The 20,102-nt window shown below is 73.3% G+C and carries 15 protein-coding genes and 1 riboswitch; of the genes, 5 read left to right on the top strand and 10 right to left on the bottom strand.

Features of this window, described 5'->3' with window-relative positions; translation table 11 throughout:
• Positions 1–498 precede the first annotated feature (498 nt).
• The 3 genes from BL253_RS32745 to thrC form a co-directional block, all read right to left on the bottom strand.
• Positions 499–786 carry a type II toxin-antitoxin system RelE family toxin gene (locus BL253_RS32745; protein ID WP_076821311.1) on the bottom strand — a complete coding sequence of 96 codons (288 nt, stop codon included), beginning with the start codon at positions 784–786 and terminating at the stop codon, positions 499–501.
• The gene (locus BL253_RS32740; protein ID WP_241835342.1) at positions 783–1,187 is read right to left on the bottom strand and encodes a type II toxin-antitoxin system Phd/YefM family antitoxin; all 405 of its coding nucleotides are present in this window, start codon (positions 1,185–1,187) and stop codon (positions 783–785) included. Before BL253_RS32740 ends, BL253_RS32745 begins: the two co-directional genes overlap by 4 nt.
• Before the next feature lie 159 nt (positions 1,188–1,346).
• Complete coding sequence (thrC, locus tag BL253_RS32730; RefSeq protein WP_076821305.1) at positions 1,347–2,633, bottom strand: threonine synthase; 1,287 nt, start codon at positions 2,631–2,633, stop codon at positions 1,347–1,349.
• A gap of 189 nt (positions 2,634–2,822) precedes the next feature.
• A riboswitch (SAM riboswitch) is annotated at positions 2,823–2,884 on the bottom strand.
• A 271-nt stretch (positions 2,885–3,155) separates the two neighbouring features.
• On the opposite strand from thrC, the gene BL253_RS32725 reads away from it, so the two are divergent.
• Positions 3,156–3,989, top strand: coding sequence for an HAD family hydrolase (locus BL253_RS32725; RefSeq protein WP_076821303.1), 834 nt, complete (start codon positions 3,156–3,158; stop codon positions 3,987–3,989).
• 17 nt (positions 3,990–4,006) lie between these two features.
• Here the strand turns inward: BL253_RS32725 and BL253_RS44230 are convergent, their stop codons facing one another.
• The 5 genes from BL253_RS44230 to BL253_RS32695 all read right to left on the bottom strand — a co-directional run bounded on the left by BL253_RS44230 (position 4,007) and on the right by BL253_RS32695 (position 9,813).
• Complete coding sequence (locus BL253_RS44230) at positions 4,007–5,857, bottom strand: alpha,alpha-trehalose-phosphate synthase (UDP-forming) (protein WP_241835344.1); 1,851 nt, start codon at positions 5,855–5,857, stop codon at positions 4,007–4,009.
• Positions 5,858–6,164: 307 nt separating this feature from the next.
• Positions 6,165–7,064 (bottom strand): trehalose-phosphatase, encoded by a 900-nt coding sequence (otsB, locus tag BL253_RS32710; protein WP_076821301.1) that lies wholly within the window; start codon positions 7,062–7,064, stop codon positions 6,165–6,167.
• A 157-nt stretch (positions 7,065–7,221) separates the two neighbouring features.
• On the bottom strand, positions 7,222–7,956 hold the full coding sequence (locus tag BL253_RS32705) for a LytR C-terminal domain-containing protein (RefSeq protein WP_081438920.1): 735 nt from the start codon (positions 7,954–7,956) through the stop codon (positions 7,222–7,224).
• Positions 7,953–8,288: a DUF3263 domain-containing protein gene (locus BL253_RS32700; RefSeq protein WP_076821299.1), complete on the bottom strand. Its 336-nt coding sequence runs from the start codon at positions 8,286–8,288 to the stop codon at positions 7,953–7,955. Before BL253_RS32700 ends, BL253_RS32705 begins: the two co-directional genes overlap by 4 nt.
• A gap of 313 nt (positions 8,289–8,601) precedes the next feature.
• Positions 8,602–9,813 (bottom strand): ABC transporter substrate-binding protein, encoded by a 1,212-nt coding sequence (locus BL253_RS32695; protein ID WP_241835343.1) that lies wholly within the window; start codon positions 9,811–9,813, stop codon positions 8,602–8,604.
• Positions 9,814–10,182: 369 nt separating this feature from the next.
• Here BL253_RS32695 and BL253_RS32690 point away from each other — a divergent pair, with 369 nt between their 5' ends.
• Entirely contained in the window at positions 10,183–10,563 is a 381-nt protein-coding gene (locus BL253_RS32690; protein WP_076821296.1) for an RNHCP domain-containing protein, read from the top strand.
• A 75-nt stretch (positions 10,564–10,638) separates the two neighbouring features.
• On the opposite strand, the gene BL253_RS32685 is transcribed toward BL253_RS32690, so the two are convergent.
• A complete protein-coding gene (locus tag BL253_RS32685) occupies positions 10,639–11,904 on the bottom strand; it encodes a Glu/Leu/Phe/Val family dehydrogenase (protein WP_420801744.1) in 1,266 nt (421 codons plus the stop codon).
• Between the two features lie 425 nt (positions 11,905–12,329).
• Between BL253_RS32685 and BL253_RS32680 the strand changes: the two genes are divergently transcribed.
• Positions 12,330–13,940, top strand: a complete 1,611-nt coding sequence (locus tag BL253_RS32680; protein WP_241835341.1) for a glycosyltransferase 87 family protein — start codon at positions 12,330–12,332, stop codon at positions 13,938–13,940.
• Here the strand turns inward: BL253_RS32680 and mptB are convergent.
• The gene (gene mptB, locus BL253_RS32675) at positions 13,882–16,047 is read right to left on the bottom strand and encodes a polyprenol phosphomannose-dependent alpha 1,6 mannosyltransferase MptB (RefSeq protein WP_076821316.1); all 2,166 of its coding nucleotides are present in this window, start codon (positions 16,045–16,047) and stop codon (positions 13,882–13,884) included. The two genes, BL253_RS32680 and mptB, sit on opposite strands and share 59 nt — an antisense overlap.
• A gap of 254 nt (positions 16,048–16,301) precedes the next feature.
• On the opposite strand from mptB, the gene BL253_RS32670 reads away from it, so the two are divergent.
• Positions 16,302–17,981, top strand: coding sequence for a hypothetical protein (locus BL253_RS32670; protein ID WP_076821313.1), 1,680 nt, complete (start codon positions 16,302–16,304; stop codon positions 17,979–17,981).
• Positions 17,982–18,474: 493 nt separating this feature from the next.
• Entirely contained in the window at positions 18,475–20,046 is a 1,572-nt protein-coding gene (locus BL253_RS32665; protein ID WP_076821294.1) for a PP2C family protein-serine/threonine phosphatase, read from the top strand.
• The last annotated feature ends 56 nt before the right edge of the window (positions 20,047–20,102 follow it).

Here is a 20,102-nt window from a genome sequence, read left to right as displayed (position 1 = left end):
GGACCAAGCGTGACCTTCACCGCGTCGGCCAGCTGGTTCATGCCGCGCTCCAGGCCGCGCCGCGCCTCCTCATCGAAGGCAATGATCTTCGGCATGGTGTCGGAGTCCTCCCACAGGGATATGGCAATGTGATGGCCTGGCCACAACGACGCCCGCGACGGACGGCTTTGCCACGATCCGCGCACCGGCGCCYGCCCCCGATGCCGTGGCACYGGGACTGRCGCTCAACGGGCCGACCCACCAGGATCGGCCCGGATGGCTGGACCAAGACAGCCTCGTCGTTCAGCCCTGCTGGCACTCAGACTACCCGAGTGCCAGCTCCTGTTTAGCACTCGACCCCGGTGAGTGCAAGCTCGCTCTCAGTGTCAGGCGTGCCTGGGCCCCGTCCGTCCGCGGCCCGGTTTGTCCCATACCCGCGCATCTGCCCGTCGCAGGTCACGATCGCGGCTCGTTGATCGGCCGGCTTCCCTTAGGAGGCTGGGCGACGGACTCCGCTGGTCAGCGCGCTCGGTAGGCGTCGGATCGGTGCTCGACGGCGGTAACCAGGACGATCCGGTTCTCGTCGTCGATCTCGTACAGCACCCGGTAGGTGCCACGGCGTGCGGACCAGGTCCCCTCGTAGGGCGGCAGGAGCAGAGGTTTGCCCAGCCGGCGCGGGTTGTCCAGGAGAGTCGTTGTGATGAACTCGTGGACGGCTGCGGCGATCTTCTCGGGGAGGCGACTGGCGAGCGCGCGAGCCGCCGGGCCCGCGATCCGCAGTTCGTATGGTGGGCCGCTCTGGCTCACGCCTCCGGCTGTCCGGTGCCGCGGGCGCGTTTCGCCATCAACGCGGCCAGCTCGTCGGCGTCCAGCACGTCACCGGCCTCGACCGCCGCGCGGGACTCCRCCAGCTGGTGCATCGTCTCGTTGCTGGCGAGCACCTCCAGCGTCTCCTCGATCGCGGCTAGGTCGTCCGGGGAGATGAGGATGGCGACGGCGCGGCCATGTCGCGTGATTTCAACCCGGTCATGCGTCCGCTCGACCTCGTCGATGAGATCCGACAGGCGGTTGCGTGCCTCGGTGAAGGGCAGCACGGTCATGCGATCAATGGTAGCCGAAAGTGGCGTGAAGTTAAGGCAGATCGTGTCCGAGCGGCCTCGCGTGCTCGGCTTTTGTCCGGGCATGCCTGGCTGCACCAGGCGCTCCACATGGTCGTCTTGTCGGCGAGGCTCGTGACCAGACTGGACCCAGTCCGAGCGTTCGAGGACGGGTGTGTCGGCCGGTCTGTGCTGGCGCGAGGCAGCGTCGGTCAGGCCATCCCCTCCCGCGAGGTGGGGTCTGGGATGGCCTGACCGACGGGTGAGCGCTCAGTCGTCGCCCAGCCCCGCCGCTTCGAAGGCGGAGAGGGTCGGCGGGATGGTGGCGGTGGGGAGGGCGTTACCGAGGAGGGGGTCGAGGGTCTTCAGGCCGTCGCCGGTGTTGTAGATGACGGTCTCGGCCTCGGGGTCGAGCAGGCCCTCGCGCAGCTGGCGGCGCAGGTTGGYGACGGTGACGCCGCCGGCGGTCTCGCCGAAGATGCCCTCCGTGCGGGCGAGCAGCCGCATGCACTCGACGATCTCGTCGTCGGTGACGTCGGTGATCGCGCCGCCGGTGCGCCGCGCGACGTCGAGGGCGTACGGACCGTCGGCGGGGTTGCCGATCGAGAGGGACTTGGCGATCGTCGACGGGCGGACGGGCGCGACGGTGTCGGTGCCGCGGGCGAACGCGGAGGCGACCGGGTTGCAGCCGGCGGCCTGTGCGCCGAACACCTTGTACGGCGTCTCCTCGACCAGGCCCAGTTTGATCAGCTCACGGAACGCCTTGTCGATCTTGGTCAGCAGTGAGCCGGACGCGATCGGCACGACGACCTGCTCAGGCAGGCRCCAGCCGAGCTGCTCGGCGACCTCGTAGCCGAGCGTCTTCGAGCCCTCGGCGTAGAACGGGCGGACGTTGACGTTGACGAACGCCCACTCGTACTCGTCGGCGAGCTGGCTGCACAGCTTGTTGACGTCGTCGTAGTTGCCCTTGACCGCGACCAGGGTGCCGCCGTAGACGGCGGTGGACACCGTCTTCCCGTCCTCCAGGTCGTGCGGCACCAGCACGATCGAGCGCAGGCCGGCGTGGGCGGCGTGGGCGGCGACGGAGTGCGCCAGGTTGCCGGTGGAGGCGCAGGCGACGGTGGTGAACCCGAGATCACGGGCGGCGGACAGCGCGACGGAGACGACCCGGTCCTTGAAGGAGTGCGTCGGGTTGGCGCTGTCGTCCTTGACCCAGAGGGTCTTCATGCCGAGCTCGGCGGCCAGCCGCGGCGCCGGGCGCAGCGGGGTGAAGCCGGCGCCGAGCGAGACGCGACGGGCCGGGTCATGGCCGGCGGGCAGCAGGCCGACGTAGCGCCACAGGTTGCGCGGACCGGCCTCGATGGACGCCCGGGTCACCCGGCGCAGCCGGTCCTCGTCGTAGGAGATCTCCAGCGGAGCGAAGCACTCGACGCAGACATGCGATGGTGCCAGCGGGTAGGTAGCGCCACAGTTGCGACAGGACAGTTCTACCGCTGGGTTCGCGGTGTCATCTGAGGTAAAGCCCGACTGGGCAGAGCGCTCCGGCGCAAGAGTCATTGGAACTCCTCATCTTTCCCGGGGCCGCCATGGCACCACGGGTCGGAATTGGCACCTGCCGCGAAGGTGCGCCCGCCTCGTCCGGTCGCCGTGCCTGTCCCCGTCGCGCGGAGCGCGACACCGGGGTCCAGGGGCCGCCTCCCAGGTGGGAGATCGCGACCAGGACGAACCGCCGAAGGGCGGCGAGCACACTCATCCGCTCGGTTGCCGGGGCTTCACTGGGCCGTTCCCTCTGCCCCTCTGGATGAGCCATCTTCAGTTGTGTCTCCGTACTCTAGACCGCCCCACCATCGCGCGCACCGCACTTCTTGTCGTATGCACTGTGATGCGGCTTGCGTCGGTCCGCTCGTCCGGGCATCGGCGGCCTTCCCTGGCGGATGCTGTCGGATGGGACTGCCGGGCCGAGCGCGAGCCCACCGGAAGCCCACCAGTGTTGCTGGGACATCACAGATCCAGGCCCGCGGRCCGAGCGGGCCGACGATCGGACCGCGCGGCGGCGAGCCCTTGGGAGGAGTCGCGCGCGTGAGCGTCCGTGTCGTCTATACCGACCTCGACGGGACCATGGTCGGGCCGAAGGGCTCGTTCTTTCTGGCCGAAGCGACTTCCGAGGACGCGCGTCGCGGCTCCCCGGGGACGCTGACGCTCGAGGCCGCGCGGGCGCTCGTCGACCTGCACACCGCCGGCATCACGCTGGTCCTGGTCAGCGGGCGGACCCGGCCTCAGCTCGTGGAGGCCGCGGCGATCTTCGGGGCCGACGGTTTCATCGGCGAGCTCGGCGCCATCGTCGGCTGGGACCAGGGCCGCCAGAGCGAGATCCTGCGCGGCGCGATGCCCGAGCGCTTCGCCCAGGTGCCCGAAGACCTGCTGCACGAGCTGATCGCGGCTCATCCCGGCCGCCTGGAACTGCACACCCCGTGGCACACCGGGCGTGAGCTGGACGTGATGTTCCGCGGCAAGATCGACATTCTCGCCACCGATGCCTGGCTGAGTGCCGCCGGCTACGGCTGGCTCTCACTGCGCGACAACGGGCTGATCTCGCCGGCCCACATGCCGGATCTCGGCGTCAACCCGCACGTCTACCACCTGGTGCCCGACGGCGTCGGCAAGGGGGAGGCGGTCGGCTGGGACCTCAAGCGACGCGGCATCGACCCGGCGGACGCCATAGCGATCGGAGACTCCGCCAGCGACCTGACCATGGCCAGCTATGTCGGCCAGATGCATCTGGTCGCCAACGCCCTGCGCCACCCGGACATCGAGGCCCTGCTGTCGGCCTACGACAACGTCGTCGTGGAGAAGGAGCCGGTCACCCTCGGCTGGGCGAGCGCCGTGCGCGCCGCGGTCGCGACCCACGGCTGACGGCGCGGGGAATGGCCTTAGCTTGTCGCCAGGGGCTGGGGGATATCGGGAGGGGCGGGGAGGGCGGCCAGCTGCTGGCGGAACCAGTCGCCGGGGGGGAGCCTGGCCGCGAGCGCGGCCAGGCGGAGCGCGCGTCGGCGGCGTTCGGCGGGTGACATGCGCAGGGCCGCGTCCAGCGCCTCGGCGGTCTCGGCCACGTCGAACGGGTTGACCACCAGCGCGTCCGCGGCGAGTTCCGCGTAGGCGCCGGCCTCCCGGGACAGGACCAGCGCGACGTCGCGGCCGGAGACCGCGGGGCCCTCCTTGGCGATGAGGTTCATGCCGTCGCGAATGGGGTTCACGACCAGGACGTCGGCCAGCGTCAGTGCCGCCAGTGAGCGCGGGTAGTCGTCGGTCACCTCGAGGCGCAGCGGCAGCCAGCCGTCGGTGGCGAACTCGTCCTCGATCTCGGTCGCGATCCGCTGCACCGCCGCCGTGTACTCGCGGTACTCGGGCAGGTCGTGCCGGGAGGGGTAAGCACACACCAGGTGGGTCACGCGGCCTCGCCAGACCGGGTGGTTACGCAACAGCTCCCGATAGGCGTCCAGGCCGCGGACGATGTTCTTCGACAACTCGGTGCGGTCCACCCGCACGATCAGCCGTCGATCACCGACCAGTTCGCGCAGCTCGGCCGCGCGGGTGATGACGTCCTTCGCCGCGGCCCGGGCGCGGAGCGCGACCGCGTCGACTCCTAACGGGTGGATCCCGATCCTGACGCGACGGTCCCCGTGCCCACCCCCGGCCCCCGGCCGGGTGATCTCGGCCTGGCCCACGCTCTCGGCCGGGAGGCCAAGACCGTCCGCGCCCCGCGGGTGCCCGTTCATGGCGGCCCACCCGTTCGCCGCCGGTCGCGACGGCCTGTCCAAGCCGTCCAGGCCACCAAGGCCACCAAGGTCACCCAGGTCGCCGAGGTCCAAGCCACCGAGGCGGCCTGCCTCCACCTCCGGGGCGGTCCGCTGCTCGACGATGGGGACGCTCTCGGTCGCGCCGTGGTCGACCACGAGCGCGCGTTCCCCATTCACCGCCAGCCGTTCAGGGACGGCCGCCGCCTCCGAGATCCCCGGCGCGGCGACGATGGTCGGGCTTTCGCCGTCGGTCTGGAGCCGATCGTCGATCTCGATCTCGATCTGGTCACCGAACAGCGCGCGGGCGCAGTCACGGAACGCCGTTGCCCAGCGGGCGGTCAGGAAGCCGAGCCGGTCGGCACCGAGCATCCCGCCGATCACCGCGCGCGATACCCGATCCGGCAGGATGCGGAAGTAGTCCGGAGGCGCCCAGGGAGTGTGGGTGAAGTGCGAGATTCGCAGGTCCGGGCGCAGCTTGCGCAGCAGGCCGGGAGCCAGCGTCAGGTGGTAGTCCTGGATCAGCACCGCGGCGCCGGGCGCGGCCTCCGCGGCCAGTGCGTCGGCGAACATCGCGTTGTAGGCCTCGTAGGCCTCCCAGTCCCGCCAGAACACCGCGCCGAAGCTCGGCTCGGTCGCGGGCGCGAACAGCAGGTGCAGGACGAACCACAGCGTGCGGTTGGCGACCCCGTTGTAGGCCCGGTCGAACAGGACCCGGTCGACGTCGAGCATCCGCACCGCCGCRCCGCCGGTGTCGAACCTCGCCCGGTCCAGCCGCCCGTCCGGGGACTCGCGCGCCGCCTTGCGGTCGGCGTCGCTGAGCGCCGCGCAGACCCACACGATGCCGGAGGGGTGATCACTACAGTCGCCCTCGGCGGCGTCACCGAGCCCGGCGGCCGCGTCAACAGCACTTGCTGTGTCAGCGGCGCTGGCCGTGCCAACGGCGGCCGTCGCGGTCGCGGCGGCGTCGCGGATCACTTCCTGCATGCCGCTGACGAGCCCGCCGCTGCCGCGCCGAGCCACCAGCGCGCCGGTTTCCGAGAAGGAGAATGCGACGGGACCCCGGTTGGAGGCGACGAGCACCCGCGCGGTGCCGGCGGTCTCCGGGTCGGGCGCCGCCACCGCGGCCCGGGTCAGGTATGGCACATAGGCACACTAGACGAGTAACACCCCGCCGTTGACCAAGTAGCGCTACACGACGGTGTCAAAAGTTAACGTGGTGGACCGACTGTTGTGACGGTTCCGTGGCCAGGCCGCGACCGGACACCGACCCGGGTCAGCGGAGGCGGTTGGTTCAGCGGAGGCGGTTGGTGAGGACGCGCAGAAGCGCGACGACGCCGGTGGGCCCGTCCACAACCAGGTCCGCGCGGTCGCGCAGGACGGCGGGGACCTCCGGACCGTCGCTGCAGACGGTGAGACCGGCGATGCCGGCGGAGCGCAGCCTCTCGACCGCGTCGAACGCCGGCAGGTCACCGAGATCGTCGCCCGCGACCAGTATCGAGCGGGCGGCCCGCTCCTCGACCAGCTCGCGCAGCGCCCTGCCCTTGTCGTGGTGAGGCGGGCGCAGCTCCAGCACCTTCTTGCCCGGCGCGGCCTCCAGCCCGTGGTCCTCGGCGAGGCGGCGCAGGGCCGGCGCCAGCGCGCCGAGCGCCGCGTCCGGGTCGGCCGCGCGTCGGACGTGCACCACCAGGGCCTGCACCTTGTCCTCGACGGTCACGCCGGGCGGGGCGTCGCGCAGCACCTCGGGGAGCAGCGCCCGCACGCTGGCGACCCCCGGCAGCGGCTCGGGGCTGGTCGTGATCCCGGTCGCGCCGTCCCAGCGCTGCAGGCCGTACTGGCCGAGAACCGTCAGGTTCGTCAACGCTTCCGGCGCGGCGCCGTTGCCGGCGGCGGCGTTCTTCCCTGAGCCGCCGCCCGCCGCGCCGGCGCCGCGGGCTCCGAGGCCGGTGAGCTCGAGGACCACGTCCACCGGGCGACCGGTGATGATCGCGCAGGTGCCCACCCGGCCCGCGAGCGCTCGCAGCGCGTCCAGCGCGCCGGGAACGGGCACCGCGTCCGACGGCCGAGACACGATCGGCGAGAGCGTGCCGTCATAGTCCAGTGCCACCAGCGCGGTCCCCGGCGCCGTGATCAGTGCCGCGAGCCCGGCGCCACCGGCGGGCGTCCGTGGGGCGGGGGCGGGAAGAGTTGTCATGACGCTGCCTCAGTGGGGCGTACCTGGGCGACCATGGCAACAAGTGTGCCGGTGGCGTCAGACCGGCCACGCACCGACCATCCCGCCAGACCTCAGAGTAGCCACCTGTGTCACCGCTCCCGRCCCCGTCAGGACGAGGTCATCGGTCGGGTGATCGTTACGGTGCGGGGGTGGGGAAGTCCCTGGTGACGACAAGGATCAGCTTGCCGGGTTCGACCAGCTTGAAGTTCGCGGTGATCTCCTGGGCCTTCGTGATCCCCGGGACCAGCCGCTGGAGCGCCTCGGCCGCTGGTTTGAGGCCCTTCTCGTAGAAGACCGTGGTGACCGGCACGTCGTAGGTGCTGACGTAGCCTCCGACGCGGTCGACGGTGAAGCCCGCGTCTTCGACTGGCTTACGGGCCGCCTCGGCGAGCCCCTCGATCTTCGAGTCGTTGAGGATCACGACCGGGGCGGAGGCATGCTCACCCCCGGCCGGGGCGGGTGGGCGGGCGGTCGGCGCGGCCGGTGCCGAGGTGGTGGCCGGGCTGGTCGACGGGATGGCCGCCGGGCTCGTTCCCGGCGCGGAGGTGGTGGCCGCGCTCGCCGGGGTGGTTGTCGCCGCGGTGGCCGACGCCGACGGGCGGGCGGCAGCCTGATCGGCGCCGTCGTCCGGGTCGTGAAGCAGGTTGACCAGCAGGATGCCGGCGGCCACGGCGATGATGGCGATCAGGCCGCCCCAGAGCCCGCGCAGGCGGGGACTGCTGGGCGGTGGGCGGCGGCCGCCGCCACCACTCGCGGCTCCAGCACCGGCGGCACCGGCGGCACCGGCTCGGCCGGGGGCGGCGCCCACGGTGCCGGTGCTGGCACGGGCGGCGTCGGCGTGCGGGCCGGGTGTCGGGTCGCCTTCGCTCATGCTCGGTCGTCCGCCTGGAAGCTGTTGGTAGCTGAGGCCGGCGCGGGTGCCGCCGGGGACCAGCCCTGACGGCGGGCGGCGCGCAGGCGGGACAGGCGGCCGACCAGCATGGGCTCGGCGGCCAGGGCCGCGGGGGACTCGATCAGCGCGTTGAGGAGCTGGTAGTAGCGCGCGGGGGACAGGCCGAACTCCGCGCGGATGGCCTCGTCCTTGGCTGCCGGGTACCGCCAGGCGCGCTGTTCGAACCGCAGCACCCGGCTGTCACGCTCGGACAGCCCCGGCACGGCCGGTCCGGACGTCTCGGTGACCGCCGTCGGCTCGCCGTCATCCACGGCGCGACCCCCCTTCGGCCTCTCAGGTGACTCGGAACCCGCGTGGGCTGGACCGCCTCCCGCCCCGCCGCCCGATTCCCGCGAACGCGGCTATCGGACTGGACATCACTATTTCACCCCGCGGGCACGACAAACCCAGGAGCCCCACCCGCACGCCGGTGCCAGGGAGCCCAGGAAGGCCAGGAAGCGGGCCGGTACCCGTCCCTGGCACGCGCGGCCGCCGACGGGACGGGGGAGGGGGAGCGCGGAGCGGTCAGGGCGGTCAGGGCGGCGACCCACGATCGCCGGGAGGAGGGGCGGGAAGCGCGTGGGTCTACTCGCTCGGGAGGCGCTTGCCGCACCAACGGTCCGCGTCGCCGGGGTCCTTGACCAGCTCATAGCCGGTGCCCTGGTCGTTGACCCGCACGAAGGTGTAGCAGAGGTTCAGCTGTCCCCAGTTCCTGAAGTCGACCGGTCCGGGAAGCAGGCCGCCGGCGTTGTAGTCGGTGACGCCCCGCAGGGTCCTGATATAGCTGGCGCGGGTCGGGCAGGCGGGGCCCCGAAGCAGGCCGGTCAGGAAGATGTCGGTGCTGAGGTATGCGAGAAGGGCGAGTTCCTGGTCAGGCGGCTGCAGCTCCGGCGCATACGCGCGCATCGCGTCCATATAGAGGTCGTGGGCGGGTGTCCGGTTCAGGAACGGCACGTAGTTCATGTAGGTGTACAGCCCGGCCATCGCCTGGCCCTTCTCCTGGAGCACCCCGCGGTCATAGCCGGCGGCGGACAGGAAAACCTTCACCGGGRCACCCACGGCGCGCGCACCCTCCATGACCTCGCTGGTGTCCGCGGCGGACAGGGCGCCGGCGACCGTGTCCACGCCGGCGTCCTTCAGCTGCTGGCCGAGCTGGAGCGGGTTGGTGTGGGTCGGGTTGTAGATGAAGTTCTCCGGGGACACCGCGACGCCCGCCGCCCGCAGGCTGTCGGCGACCTTCTCGCTGATCTGGTTGGAGGTCTGGTCGGCGTCGCTGAGCATGATGGCGGCCCTCGTGCCGCCCCGGGCCCTGACGAAGGTGCCGAAGGTGTCGACCGACGGGCCATCGGTGATCACATAGGCGTGGGCGAACATGTTGTCGTAGCGGTGGTCGGCCCAGAGGGCCTCCGCCGGCAGGCCCGCCACCGGGACGCCCTTCGCGTGCAGGTAGTCGGCGCTGCCCGAGGCGACCGTGGTCGACTCCACGACGCCGAAGACCTGCTCGTTCTCGACGAGGTCGTGCATCGCCTCGAGGTTCTGGGGCCCGCTACCCACGTCGTCGCGCCATGCGAACGTGAGTCTCCGGCCGTGGATCCCGCCCGCGGCGTTCTGTTGCTCGACCCGGGCGATGAAGCCCGAACGGGCCGCTCCCAGAGCCTGGGCCAGCGGCCCTGTGTCCGGGTAGACCCAGCCGATTTTGATTGCGTCCGCGCTGAAGCCGGGGGCTGTGCAGGGAACCGGGCCGGAGACGGCGCTACCAGAGTTTCCGCAACCAGTGGTGAGGGCCGCGGCAGTGATGGCCGTGGCGAACAGCGCGGTTCTTCGTAACCGGGTCGGGCGTTTCGAACGGGCGGTGCCGGGTCGGGGTCGGGAGCGCGAGTGGCGCATACGGGACACTTCTGACCTCCTGGCCGATTCCGGCAGACGATAGCCCGACGGTTGGCCGCGACGCGAGATTTCCCGTGTTTGCCGAGTGCTAGAGACTTTCTGTTGACGTTGAATGAAGAAGCGGACAATAGGCCGCCGTTTATCCGAGGCTGATGCGGTCCGCTCACCGCCCGCGGCGGTCGTGACACGCGTCTGCGCTGGCGGCGACCTCGTCCGCGGGGGGCGCGCGAATCGCCAGTAGTCGCCACCGGCGGCGCCGCGCGGGCTACCGTGGACCGCGTGGCACGCCGGTTCACCCGCACCACCGAGGATTTCGACTGCCTGGTGTGCGGCGCCTCGGTGCGAGGCGACGGGTACACGAACCACTGCCCACACTGCCTGTGGTCCCGGCACGTCGACGTCCAGCCGGGTGACCGGGAGGCCGGTTGCGGCGGCCTGATGCGCCCGGTCGCCGTCGAGTCCCGCGCCCACGACACGGTGCTCACCCACCTCTGCGAGCGCTGCGGCCACCGCCGGCGCAACCGGACCTCGCCCGCGGACGACCAGGCCGCCCTGCTGCGCGTGGCGGCCGCGGCGGCGAGCGCCGCCGTCGCCGGCGGCATCGACAACGCCGCGCCAGGTGCCGCCGCCGGCGCCAGGGAGCGGCGCCGGCGGCGATAGCGGTCGCGATCGGGCCGCGAGACCTCAGAGATACGCGAGACCTCTTACGCGAGACCTCTGGGGTACCCGAGATCTTTAGGGGTAGAGGCCGCGAGTGCGGTGCGCCTCCGCTACCCGGCCGACACCGATGACGTGCGCCGCCTCGCGCAGCGTCAGCCCGCGCTCGGTGGCGAGCCGGGACACCTGGGCGTAGGCGCGGTCCATCAGCTCGGCCAGCCGTTCGTTCACCTGGTCCTCGGACCAGAAGTAGGCCTGGAGGTCCTGCACCCACTCGAAGTACGAGACGGCCACGCCACCGCCGTTGGCCAGGATGTCCGGCACCACGACGACACCCCTGTCGGCGAGGATCGGGTCGGCCTGCGCCGTGACCGGCCCGTTCGCGCCCTCGACGATCATCTTGGCGCGCACCCGCGGAGCGTTCTCCGCCGTCACCACGCCCTCGAGCKCCGCCGGCACCAGCACGTCCACGTCGAGCTCCAGCAGCTCGCCGTTGGTCAGGGTGTCGGTACCGGGATAGCCGACCACCGTGTCCGCGCCGCGGGCGAGGTGGCGGATGAGCGCGGTCGGGTTGAGCCCGCGCGAGTTGTAGACCCCGCCCTTCACGTCGGACACCGCGACCACCCGGCAGCCCGCGTCGTGCAGGTACTGCGCGGCGAGCGCGCCGACCTTCCCGAAGCCCTGCACGGCGACGGTGACGCTCTTCGGGTCGATGCCGCGCTCGCGCAGCGCGGCGAACATCGCCAGCTGGACGCCCCGGCTGGTGGCGCCGGCCCGCCCCGCGGAACCGCCGACCGCCAGCGGCTTGCCGGTCACGACACCGTGCGACGTCCGGCCGGTGTGCGTCGAGTAGGTGTCCATGATCCAGGCCATGGTCTGCTCGTCCGTGCCGACGTCCGGGGCCGGAATGTCCTTGTCCGGGCCGATCAGCGGCACCAGCTCGGCGGCGTAGCGGCGGGTCATCCGTTCCCGCTCCCGGTCGGAGAGCATCCGCGGCTCCACCGCGATCCCGCCCTTGGCGCCGCCGTAGGGGATTCCCATCAGCGCGCATTTCCAGGTCATCCACATGGCCAGCGCCTTGACCTCGTCAAGGTCGGTGGACGGGTGGAAGCGGATGCCACCCTTGGCTGGCCCGCGCGCCAGGTTGTGTTGAACCCGGTATCCCGTCAGCACCAGCAGCTGCCCGTCATCGCGCTGCAGCGGGACACTGACCGTGACCGACCGCCGCGGCGTGCGCAGCAGGTCGTGCATTCCGTCGTCTAGACCCAGGTGCCGCGCGGCGTCCGCAAGCTGGACGCAGGCGGTTTCCCAGGGTGCTGCCCCGAGGCTCACTGGCCCTCCCATGTGGCCCGCGGGGACGAGACCCGCCGCGAGGGCCACCCGGCAGGTCGTGGCGCCGGGCGAGCCCGCGACCTACCTGACCGGCTCTACCGATCCCGGGGACCCCGTGAACCCCGTGGCGGGAGAGCCCCCGCGAGCGCATCGCCGTTGATGCACTAGGTCACGCACGGTACCCRCCTTGGGCGGTCCCCTCCACGCGGCCCGGCGTGGCCGGCCGGTACGGTCCGCGATATGCGCCCTGATTCGCCACGGCGGGACAACATGCGGACGAGGCGCGACGCCGCCGCTCACCGCCGGATTCCAGGGAAGACGGCCCGCCGGGCGGCGACGATGGCCCCCATCGGGACACGGCCGGTGGCGTGGTGAAAGACCTTGAGCGTGTCGACCCCGGGCGTGTTACCGATCTCGCCTTTCACGGTGACGGCGCGATGCCGCCCGGGGACGGCGCCCCGGCGACCAGCGAGACCGGACCGCTCCCGCCGGCAGGGCTGGTCCCGCCCGCCGGGGCGGCGAGAGCGAGCGCCGGACGCGACGGGAGACGCGGCGGGTTCGCCCGGACGATGGGCCGGTGGCGCGAGCCCTGGTCGCGCCGGCGGTTGTGGACGTTCTGGGCGGCGAGCCGGGTGGTGCTCCTGACGTTGGTCCTCGCCGGCCGGGTGCTCGGTGCCCAGCAGGGCGTCCTCGGCGACGTCCGGCTCTACGCCGGCTGGGGTGAGGCGTTCGTCCACGGCCACGGGCTGCCGGTGGGCGACGAGACCTGGCAGTACCCACCGGGCGCGGTCCTCGTCTTCGCGGTCCCGGCGCTCGCGCACGCCGTGGCGGGCCTGTCCTATCGGGTCGGCTTCCCCCTGTTCATGGTCACTGTCGACGCCGCGGTCACCGCCATCCTGGCCCGAGCCGGCCGGGGGGCGGACGGCCACCAAGCCGCCAGCGGAGCCTCCGGTAGCCCCGCCGACCCGGCTACCGGAGGCTCCGCCGAGCCGGCTTCGTCCGGGATTCCCACTGGCGGATCGGTGATCCGGCGGGTCCGCCAGGGGAGACCTCCTGGGCCGGGGGCGCGGGTATGGCTGGTGGGCACGCTTCTGCTCGGGCCGGTGACGCTCGCCCGGTTCGACCTGGTGCCCGCGGCCTGCGTCGTCGCGGCACTACTCGCTCTGCGCGCCGGCCGGCACGGACGGGTGGGCCTCGCCGCCATGGCCGGCACGCTGGTCAAGGTCTGGCCGGGCTTCCTGCTGGCCGCCGTGGGCCGGCCATCGGCCCGTGTACTGGCGCGGATGGCCGCCGGGGCGGCCTGCGCCGTCGCGGCCGTGGGGCTGCTGCTCGCCGCCGCCGGGGCGGGCGGTGACCTGCTCGGCTTCCTCGGCGCCCAGAAGGCCCGCGGGCTGCAGCTGGAGGCCGTGCCGGCGACGGTCTTCGTCGTCATCCGGATGTTCGGGGCAGGGGAGACCGCCCGGTATTCCTACGGCTCCCTGCAGTTCGGCGACTCGGCCGCGCGCACGGTCGCCACCGTCTGCACCGTGGTCGAGCTGGTGGTGGTCGCGGCCGTCGTCGTCCGCTGGTGGCTGCTGCCCGCCAGATCACCCGCCTCCGGCGACGCCGACGCGACCCCGGCCGGCTGGGCGGTGGTGGCCTGCGACCGGCTGTTGGCGTTGCTGCTCGTCGTGCTCATGACCTCGCGGGTGCTCAGCCCGCAGTACCTGCTGTGGGTGCTGGCGGTCGCGGTCACCGGCGTCGCGCTCGCGGGCGGGTCCGCCGACGTCGCTCCCGGTTCGGCGACGTCCGAGATCAGCCGGCGGGGCCGCCGGGYTGCCCGCGAGCGCCGACGGGTGGGACTGATCGTGCTGCTGGCGGCGGCCGCGGTCAGCCAACTGGTCTACCCCTGGCGGTACAACGACGTCATCCAGGGCCGGATCGTCATGAGCCTGGTTCTCGTGGGGCGCAACGTGCTGCTGCTCGTCGCCACCTGGCACGCCGTCCGGGTCAGCCTCGCGTGGCCCACCAGCGCGGCCGCCTCGCCGTCACGGCGCCGACGGCCATGACGAGCAGCGCTGCCACCACGGCCACCGTCCCCACCAGCGGAGCGGGAAAGGCCGGCCCGTGGGAGCCGAGCAGCCGCCAGGTCTGGGCCAGCGGAGACAGCGTCGCTCCGCACAGCCACACCGAGGTGGCACACACGACCCCCGCACCGATCCGGCACCGCCTCCGCGTCCGCCTCAGCGCCATCCCGGCGCCATCCCGCGTCCCGGTGAGCTGTCCGGGGGCGGCATCGTCGCCCCGGAGCCCCTCTCGGATCATGAGAGCATCGCCGCGCCGGTGGGCGACGTGGGCGTCCGCGACGAGGACGGCGAGCATCGGCAGCGCCGGCCCGAGGTACCAGGGGTAGAGCACCGGGCTTCCGAGCGCCACCGCGAACCCGCCGACGCCCAGCACGGCGAGCCCGTCCCGCCCGTCGGCGGCCCTGGTGACCGGACGGCGCCAGGCCCGCCACAGCAGGACGGCGACGACGGCCGCGGCGGCCGCGAGGGTCACGGCGCGGCAGTCGGTGAGCAGCGCGGAATCGCGCCCGGCCGAGACGTGCTGGCCCGCGAGACCGGCCACCGCGGCGACGAGTGAGGCGAGCAGGGACGCGGGCGCGACCCCCGTCGTCAGCTCCCCCGAGGTGGCCAGCGCCTTGATCCAGGTCGGCGGGAACCCGCTGGCCAGCACGCTCAGCCCGAGCACCGCGGCCGCCACGGCCAGATCGGCCGCCACGGCCACCGCCGCCAGCCCCCAGCGGCCAGCGGCAGGGGGCCGGTCGCCCGGCTCGGCCGCCGGCGGTCCCGAGGCCGGCGGTCCCGAGAGGGGTGGTCCCGAGACCGCGGGTCGGGAGTCGTCGGCGGGCTGGACGTACCGGGCGGCGTCGCGGGCGTGCGCCACGATCAGCCAGGCGAATCCGAGCAGCGTCGTCACCTTGATCGTGCCCGCGAAGCAGGCCAGCGCCGTCGCCGCGATGGCCGCGCCGGAGACGGCGCGGTGGACGGGCCCGCCGGCGGGCCTGGTGGACCCCCGACCCCACGGAAACCCCGGGAATCGCGCGAGCGGCGGCCGTCCGGACCGATGCGTGACCCGGCGCCGGTCGATCAGCAGCGCGCCCGCCAGCGCGCCGGCCGCCAGCGCGTCCAGGTGCATCCCGCCGATGAGGTGGATCACCGTGACCGGGTTCGCGGCGGCGAGCGCCAGCGCGACGGCCCGGCCCGTCGCGCCGTCGCGGCCGTCGCCGCCGGCGGGGTCGGCGTCGCCCGCGGGGTCGGCGGTGCGCGGCAGGCGGTCGACGAGGCGGACGGTGCACGCGACCATTGCCACCACCGAGAGGACGGCGACGACCCGCAGCGTCACCAGCGCCGCCGCCGGCCCGCCGCCGAGCAGGTGGCTGACGGCCGCGGCGAGCTTCTCCACGGCCACCGCCCCGCCGCCGTACGGGGTGTGCGTGTCCCGCCAGCGCGGGTCGACGGCGTCGCTGAACGCGGCGCCCAGGGAGGCGGGCCCGCCGGCCGCCAGGGCCGCCACTCCGTGGGTCGCGGGGTCGAGGCCGCGCCGGGCGAGCTCGCCCTGCGCGGCATAGGCGTAGGCGTCCCGGCTGAACAGCGGCGGGCCGAGCGCGAACGGCATTCCCCAGGCGATGGCGGCCGTCAGGGCCGCGCGTGGGCCCACCCGGCCAGACAATGCCCGCCGGACCAGGGTGATCCAGCACACGCACAAGGCGATGACCGCGAGTGCGGCGATACCGGCAAGGGCGCCCCTTGTGGTGCCGGTGGGCGGGGCTGGTGGGAGAATGCCCCACCAGGGTGTCGGGTCGATTGCACGCGGATCACGCGGCCCGAGCCGGCCTTCCGCTGTAACGGCGGCAATGGCCGCGCCAGCGCCCGCGACGAGCAGCCAGGCCGTCGCGGAGCCCGGGGCCCCTGCTGGATCGGCGAAGCCGATCCGGGAAATCGTCCGCTTGGTCGCCCGGACGGGGAGTGGGCGAGGGCTTGGGAACGTCTGGGAGGTAGCACCGGGTGGCAGGACCCCTCGCCATACCCGGATCCTCGACGGGCCCGCGCCGCGCGCGCCCGCCGTCGGAGCCCGCGCGGGAGGCGCCGTCTCCGGCTGCCTCTCCCGCGCCACCGGCGCCACCGGCGGGGCCGGCGGGGCCGTCTCCTGAGGTCGTGGAGCCGCGGACAGACCAGGGGCCAAGCCATCCCGTGCCTGGCGATGATCCGGCTCCGTCACTCCCGCCGACCTCCTCACTCGTTGATGCCAGCCCCCCGGCCGCTACGTCTCCGGCCGTTACGTCCCCGGCCGTCGCGGCCCCGGATGTCGGGATCCTGGCGGCCGTGGCGCTGGACGCGGCGGCGCCGGCCGCGTGCGCCACCGGGGCGCTGGCCGGGCTTCCATCATCGGCGCCCTCGCCGTCCGGAGCGTTCCGGCCCCCTGACGGACGCCCTGCCGGCTGGGGGGCGGTCCGGCGAGCGGTGGTCCGGTCCGGGCTGTTCGTCGGCCGGGCCGTGCGGGCGCGGCCCTGGCTGCTGACCGCCGCGCTGTGCGCGCTGACGCTGGGCCTCGGCCTCACCGGGCCGGACACGCCGGCGCAGGAGTACCGGGTCTGGCTGTTCGAGCACGGCGGCGCGCGGCTCTGGGACAACCAGTGGTACGGCGGCCACACGGTGCTCGGCTACAGCGTGCTGTTCCCGCCGCTCGGAGCGCTGTTCGGGACGCGGCTGCTCGGGGCCCTGTCCTGCGTCGCGTCGACGATGCTGGTGGCGCGGCTGCTGCGCGGGCCGGGCCGCCGCCGGGGCAACCACGACCTCGCGGTCCTCTGGTTCGCCGCCGTGACCGTCGCGAACCTCGTCGTCGGCCGTGGCGCCTTCGCGCTGGGAATGGCGTTCGGCGCGCTCGCGCTGGTCGGCGTGCGGGAGCGGCGCGGCTGGGTCGCCTGGGTCGGGGCGATCGGCTCGTCGCTGTCGTCGCCGCTGTCCGGCGCGTTCGTGCTGCTGGTCGCGGCCGCGCTGGTCGGGAGCCTGCCGTGGCGGCGGATCCTGCCGATGGTGGGGGCGGTCAGCGGCCTCGTGGTGTCGCTGGTCTTTCCCGAGGAGGGCGTCCAGCCCTTCCCCGCGCTCACCTATCTGTGCCTGCTGGCGTTGATCGGCGGCGGCCTGCTGGTGGTGCCGCGCCGGGAGAAGGCCGTGCGGCGTGGCCTGCTGCTGTGGGCCGCGGCGGCGACGGTGTTCTTCTTCGTGCCCTCGTCCGTCGGCGGCAACATCACCCRCCCGGCGACGCTGCTCGCCGGGCCGATGGCCGCCGTGCTGCTCGCCCGCCGGCCGCGGGTCCTGCTGGTCGTCGCGGTACCGCTGATCGGCTGGTCGATCGGGCCGGTGCACGGCGCGTTGATAACCCAGGGCGACCCATCCGCCTCCCCCGGCTACTACACCGGGCTGCTCTCGTATCTCGACCGTGATGACGGCCTGGTCCCGGCCGGCCGGGTCGAGATCCCGTTCACCAAGGCGCACTGGGAGGCCCGCTACGTCGCGCCGCACGCCGAGATGGCCCGCGGCTGGCTGCGGCAGCTGGACACGAAGGACAACACGCTCTTCTACGACGGGACGCTCACGGCCAGCACGTACCACGACTGGCTGCTGACCCGGGGCGTCACCTACGTGGCGCTGCCGAACGTGCCGCTCGACGCGTCGGGACAGGCCGAGGCCGAACTGCTGCGCTCCGGCCTGCCCTACCTCGACCTCGCCAAGCAGGACAAGAACTGGACGATCTGGATCGTCAAGGACTCGAGTGGGCTGGTGCGGGGGCCGGCCACGCTGACCGAGCTCGGCGTCAGCTCCGTCGCGGTCGACTTCCAGGCGCCGGGCGTGGCGACCGTCCTGGTGCATTTCACCCCGCTCTGGTCGATCTCGGAGGGCAACGTCTGCGTGTTCCGGACCGCCGGCGACTGGACCGGGATCCTTGCCGAGTCTCCGGGCCCGGTGCGGCTGTCGGCGCGCCTGTCCGTCGGCGGCCTCACCAAGGCCAGCGCTCTGGACTGTCCCCCCGACCAACGTGTGCACTGACACATGCGCACTGGAAAATGCCCGCGCTGACAAACGTGAGCGCCGATATGTGCGGGCCTTCGGGCGCACGCGAGGCCGGGTCCCTGTCGCGGCGGACGCTCCCTGGGTTACCTGGGCCGCCGCCGGCTCGGCGAAACCCTGAGCGCTGGACGGAGAGCCGTGGATCGGCGCCAGCCCGATCCGCGGGGAAGCCTTCGGCCCAAGACCGGCCCCTGGGTGCGGAGAAAAGGGGTGACGGGCCCACCAATACGCGGGGGTTGTCATGCGCGTGGCCGGTTCAGGTGGAAGATGGCTAGATGACCAAACCGGTGTCAGTGTTCCGACACTTTCCCTCGGGACCATGGTCTGGCGTCTTTGTTAGGACCAACGGGACAGATACCGGCGGTCGGGCATGCCCGCGATCTGGCAGCATGACCGGCACGATCAGTGCGCCGAAATGGCGGCCCGCGTCAGGTCGGCTTGATCGACGGCGCGGCAGTGGGGTACGGAGGCCATGAAGAGCTCACTGCTACCGATCATGCTGATCGTCGTGCTCGTCGTGGGCGCCACGGTTTTCGTCGTGCTGTCCAGCCGCTCGGGCCGGACCCACTACGGCCCGGGTGGTCTGCGGCCGCCCACCGTCGATCCCGGGCGGGACGACCGCCCCCGTGCCCGCCGGGACGGCCGTCGCCGGGACCGCCCTGGCGGTCGTGGTGGCGCCAGCGGTGCGCACCGGTCCGCCGCGGGTGCCAGCCACCCCTCGGACGCGGCGAACCTCCTACCGGGCTTCGGGCCGCCCGCGCCCGCCGACGGCCGCGCCGGAGCGCCGCCGAGCGCGACCGAAGGCAGGCCCGCGTCGGCCGGCGCCCCGGCGGGCCCGGCTGGTCCGGCTCGCCCGGCCGGCCTGGGACCTGACCCTGACCTTGACGCGCGCCGCGTTGACCATGCCTGGAGTGATGACGTGACGACGCAGGTTCCCACCGGCGGCGACGGCGGCTGGCCGGACGACGACCGCGACCCGGAGTCCACCAGCTGGGCCCCGCCGCCCAGCGGCCCGCCGCATCCCGGGGGGGCCCGGGCCGAGCCGGTCGGTGGGGGCTCGGCGCCCGGGAGGGACGTCGTGGACGCCACCTGGGCGGCCGACGAGGCGGCGTGGACCATCCAGTCCTCCGCGAGCCAGCCGCCGGCACCGGAGCCGCCCAGGAAGCCGCCCGCGCCGGACATGCCGACCGTCCCGTCGGCGGGACCACACGCCCCCGCCGCGGCCTCTCCCGTCCCACCGGCTCCGGCCTCACCGGCGACACCGGCCGCTCCTGGGGCGCCGCCCGCCGTGGTCGTGACGAGCCCCGGGCCGTACGTCGCCGACGAGCCCGAGCATTTCAGCGCGCCGCCGCTGCGGCTGTCCGCCGCCGGGCGGACGCGGCGCGGCAAGCGCGGCGGGCCGAACGAGGACGCCTTCGTGGTCGTCGACGGCCTGCTCGCCGTCTCCGACGGTGTGGGCGGCGAGGCGGCCGGGCAGATCGCCTCCACGCTCGCCGTCACCACGGTCGCGGGCTTCCGGCCGCAGTACGCCGCCGACCCCAGCGAGGGACTGCGCGCGGCCGTGGAGCGCGCGAACCGGGTGGTGCGGGACCGCCCCAAGTCCGAGCCGTCCTGGCGGGGCATGGCCTGCACCCTCGACGTCGTCGTGCTCGGCCGGCAGGAGACGACCGGGCGCACCCTCACCGTCGCGCATGTCGGTGACAGCACCGTCTGGCTGCAGCCGGGCAGGGGCGAGCCACGCCAGCTCACTACCCCGCACGCCATCACCGGGGGCCCGCTGCTCAACGCGATCGGCCTGGCGGACGACGTCGAGATGGACCTGTTCCAGGTGGAGGTCCAGGCCGGCGACCGGGTGGTGCTCTCCAGCGACGGCATGACCAAGGTGATGAAGCCCGAGCAGCTGTACGGCCTGCTCCACCAGCTCGCCAGTGATCCCCCCGAGCGCGCCGCCGACGCGCTCGTCGAGGCGGCGCTGCTCGCCGGCGCCAGGGACGACACCACGGTCGTCGTCGCCGACCTGGTACCCGAGCCGACGCCGCGCTAGTACCGCCCGACACCGCGCGGCTCGCCACCACCGAGGCCCGCCGCGCCACTACCGAG

The organism is Pseudofrankia asymbiotica, assembly GCF_001983105.1.
Taxonomy (GTDB): Bacteria; Actinomycetota; Actinomycetes; order Frankiales; family Frankiaceae; genus Pseudofrankia; species Pseudofrankia asymbiotica.
The sequence above is the reverse complement of the archived record's forward strand: the minus strand, read 5'-3'. Positions and strand labels throughout refer to the sequence as shown.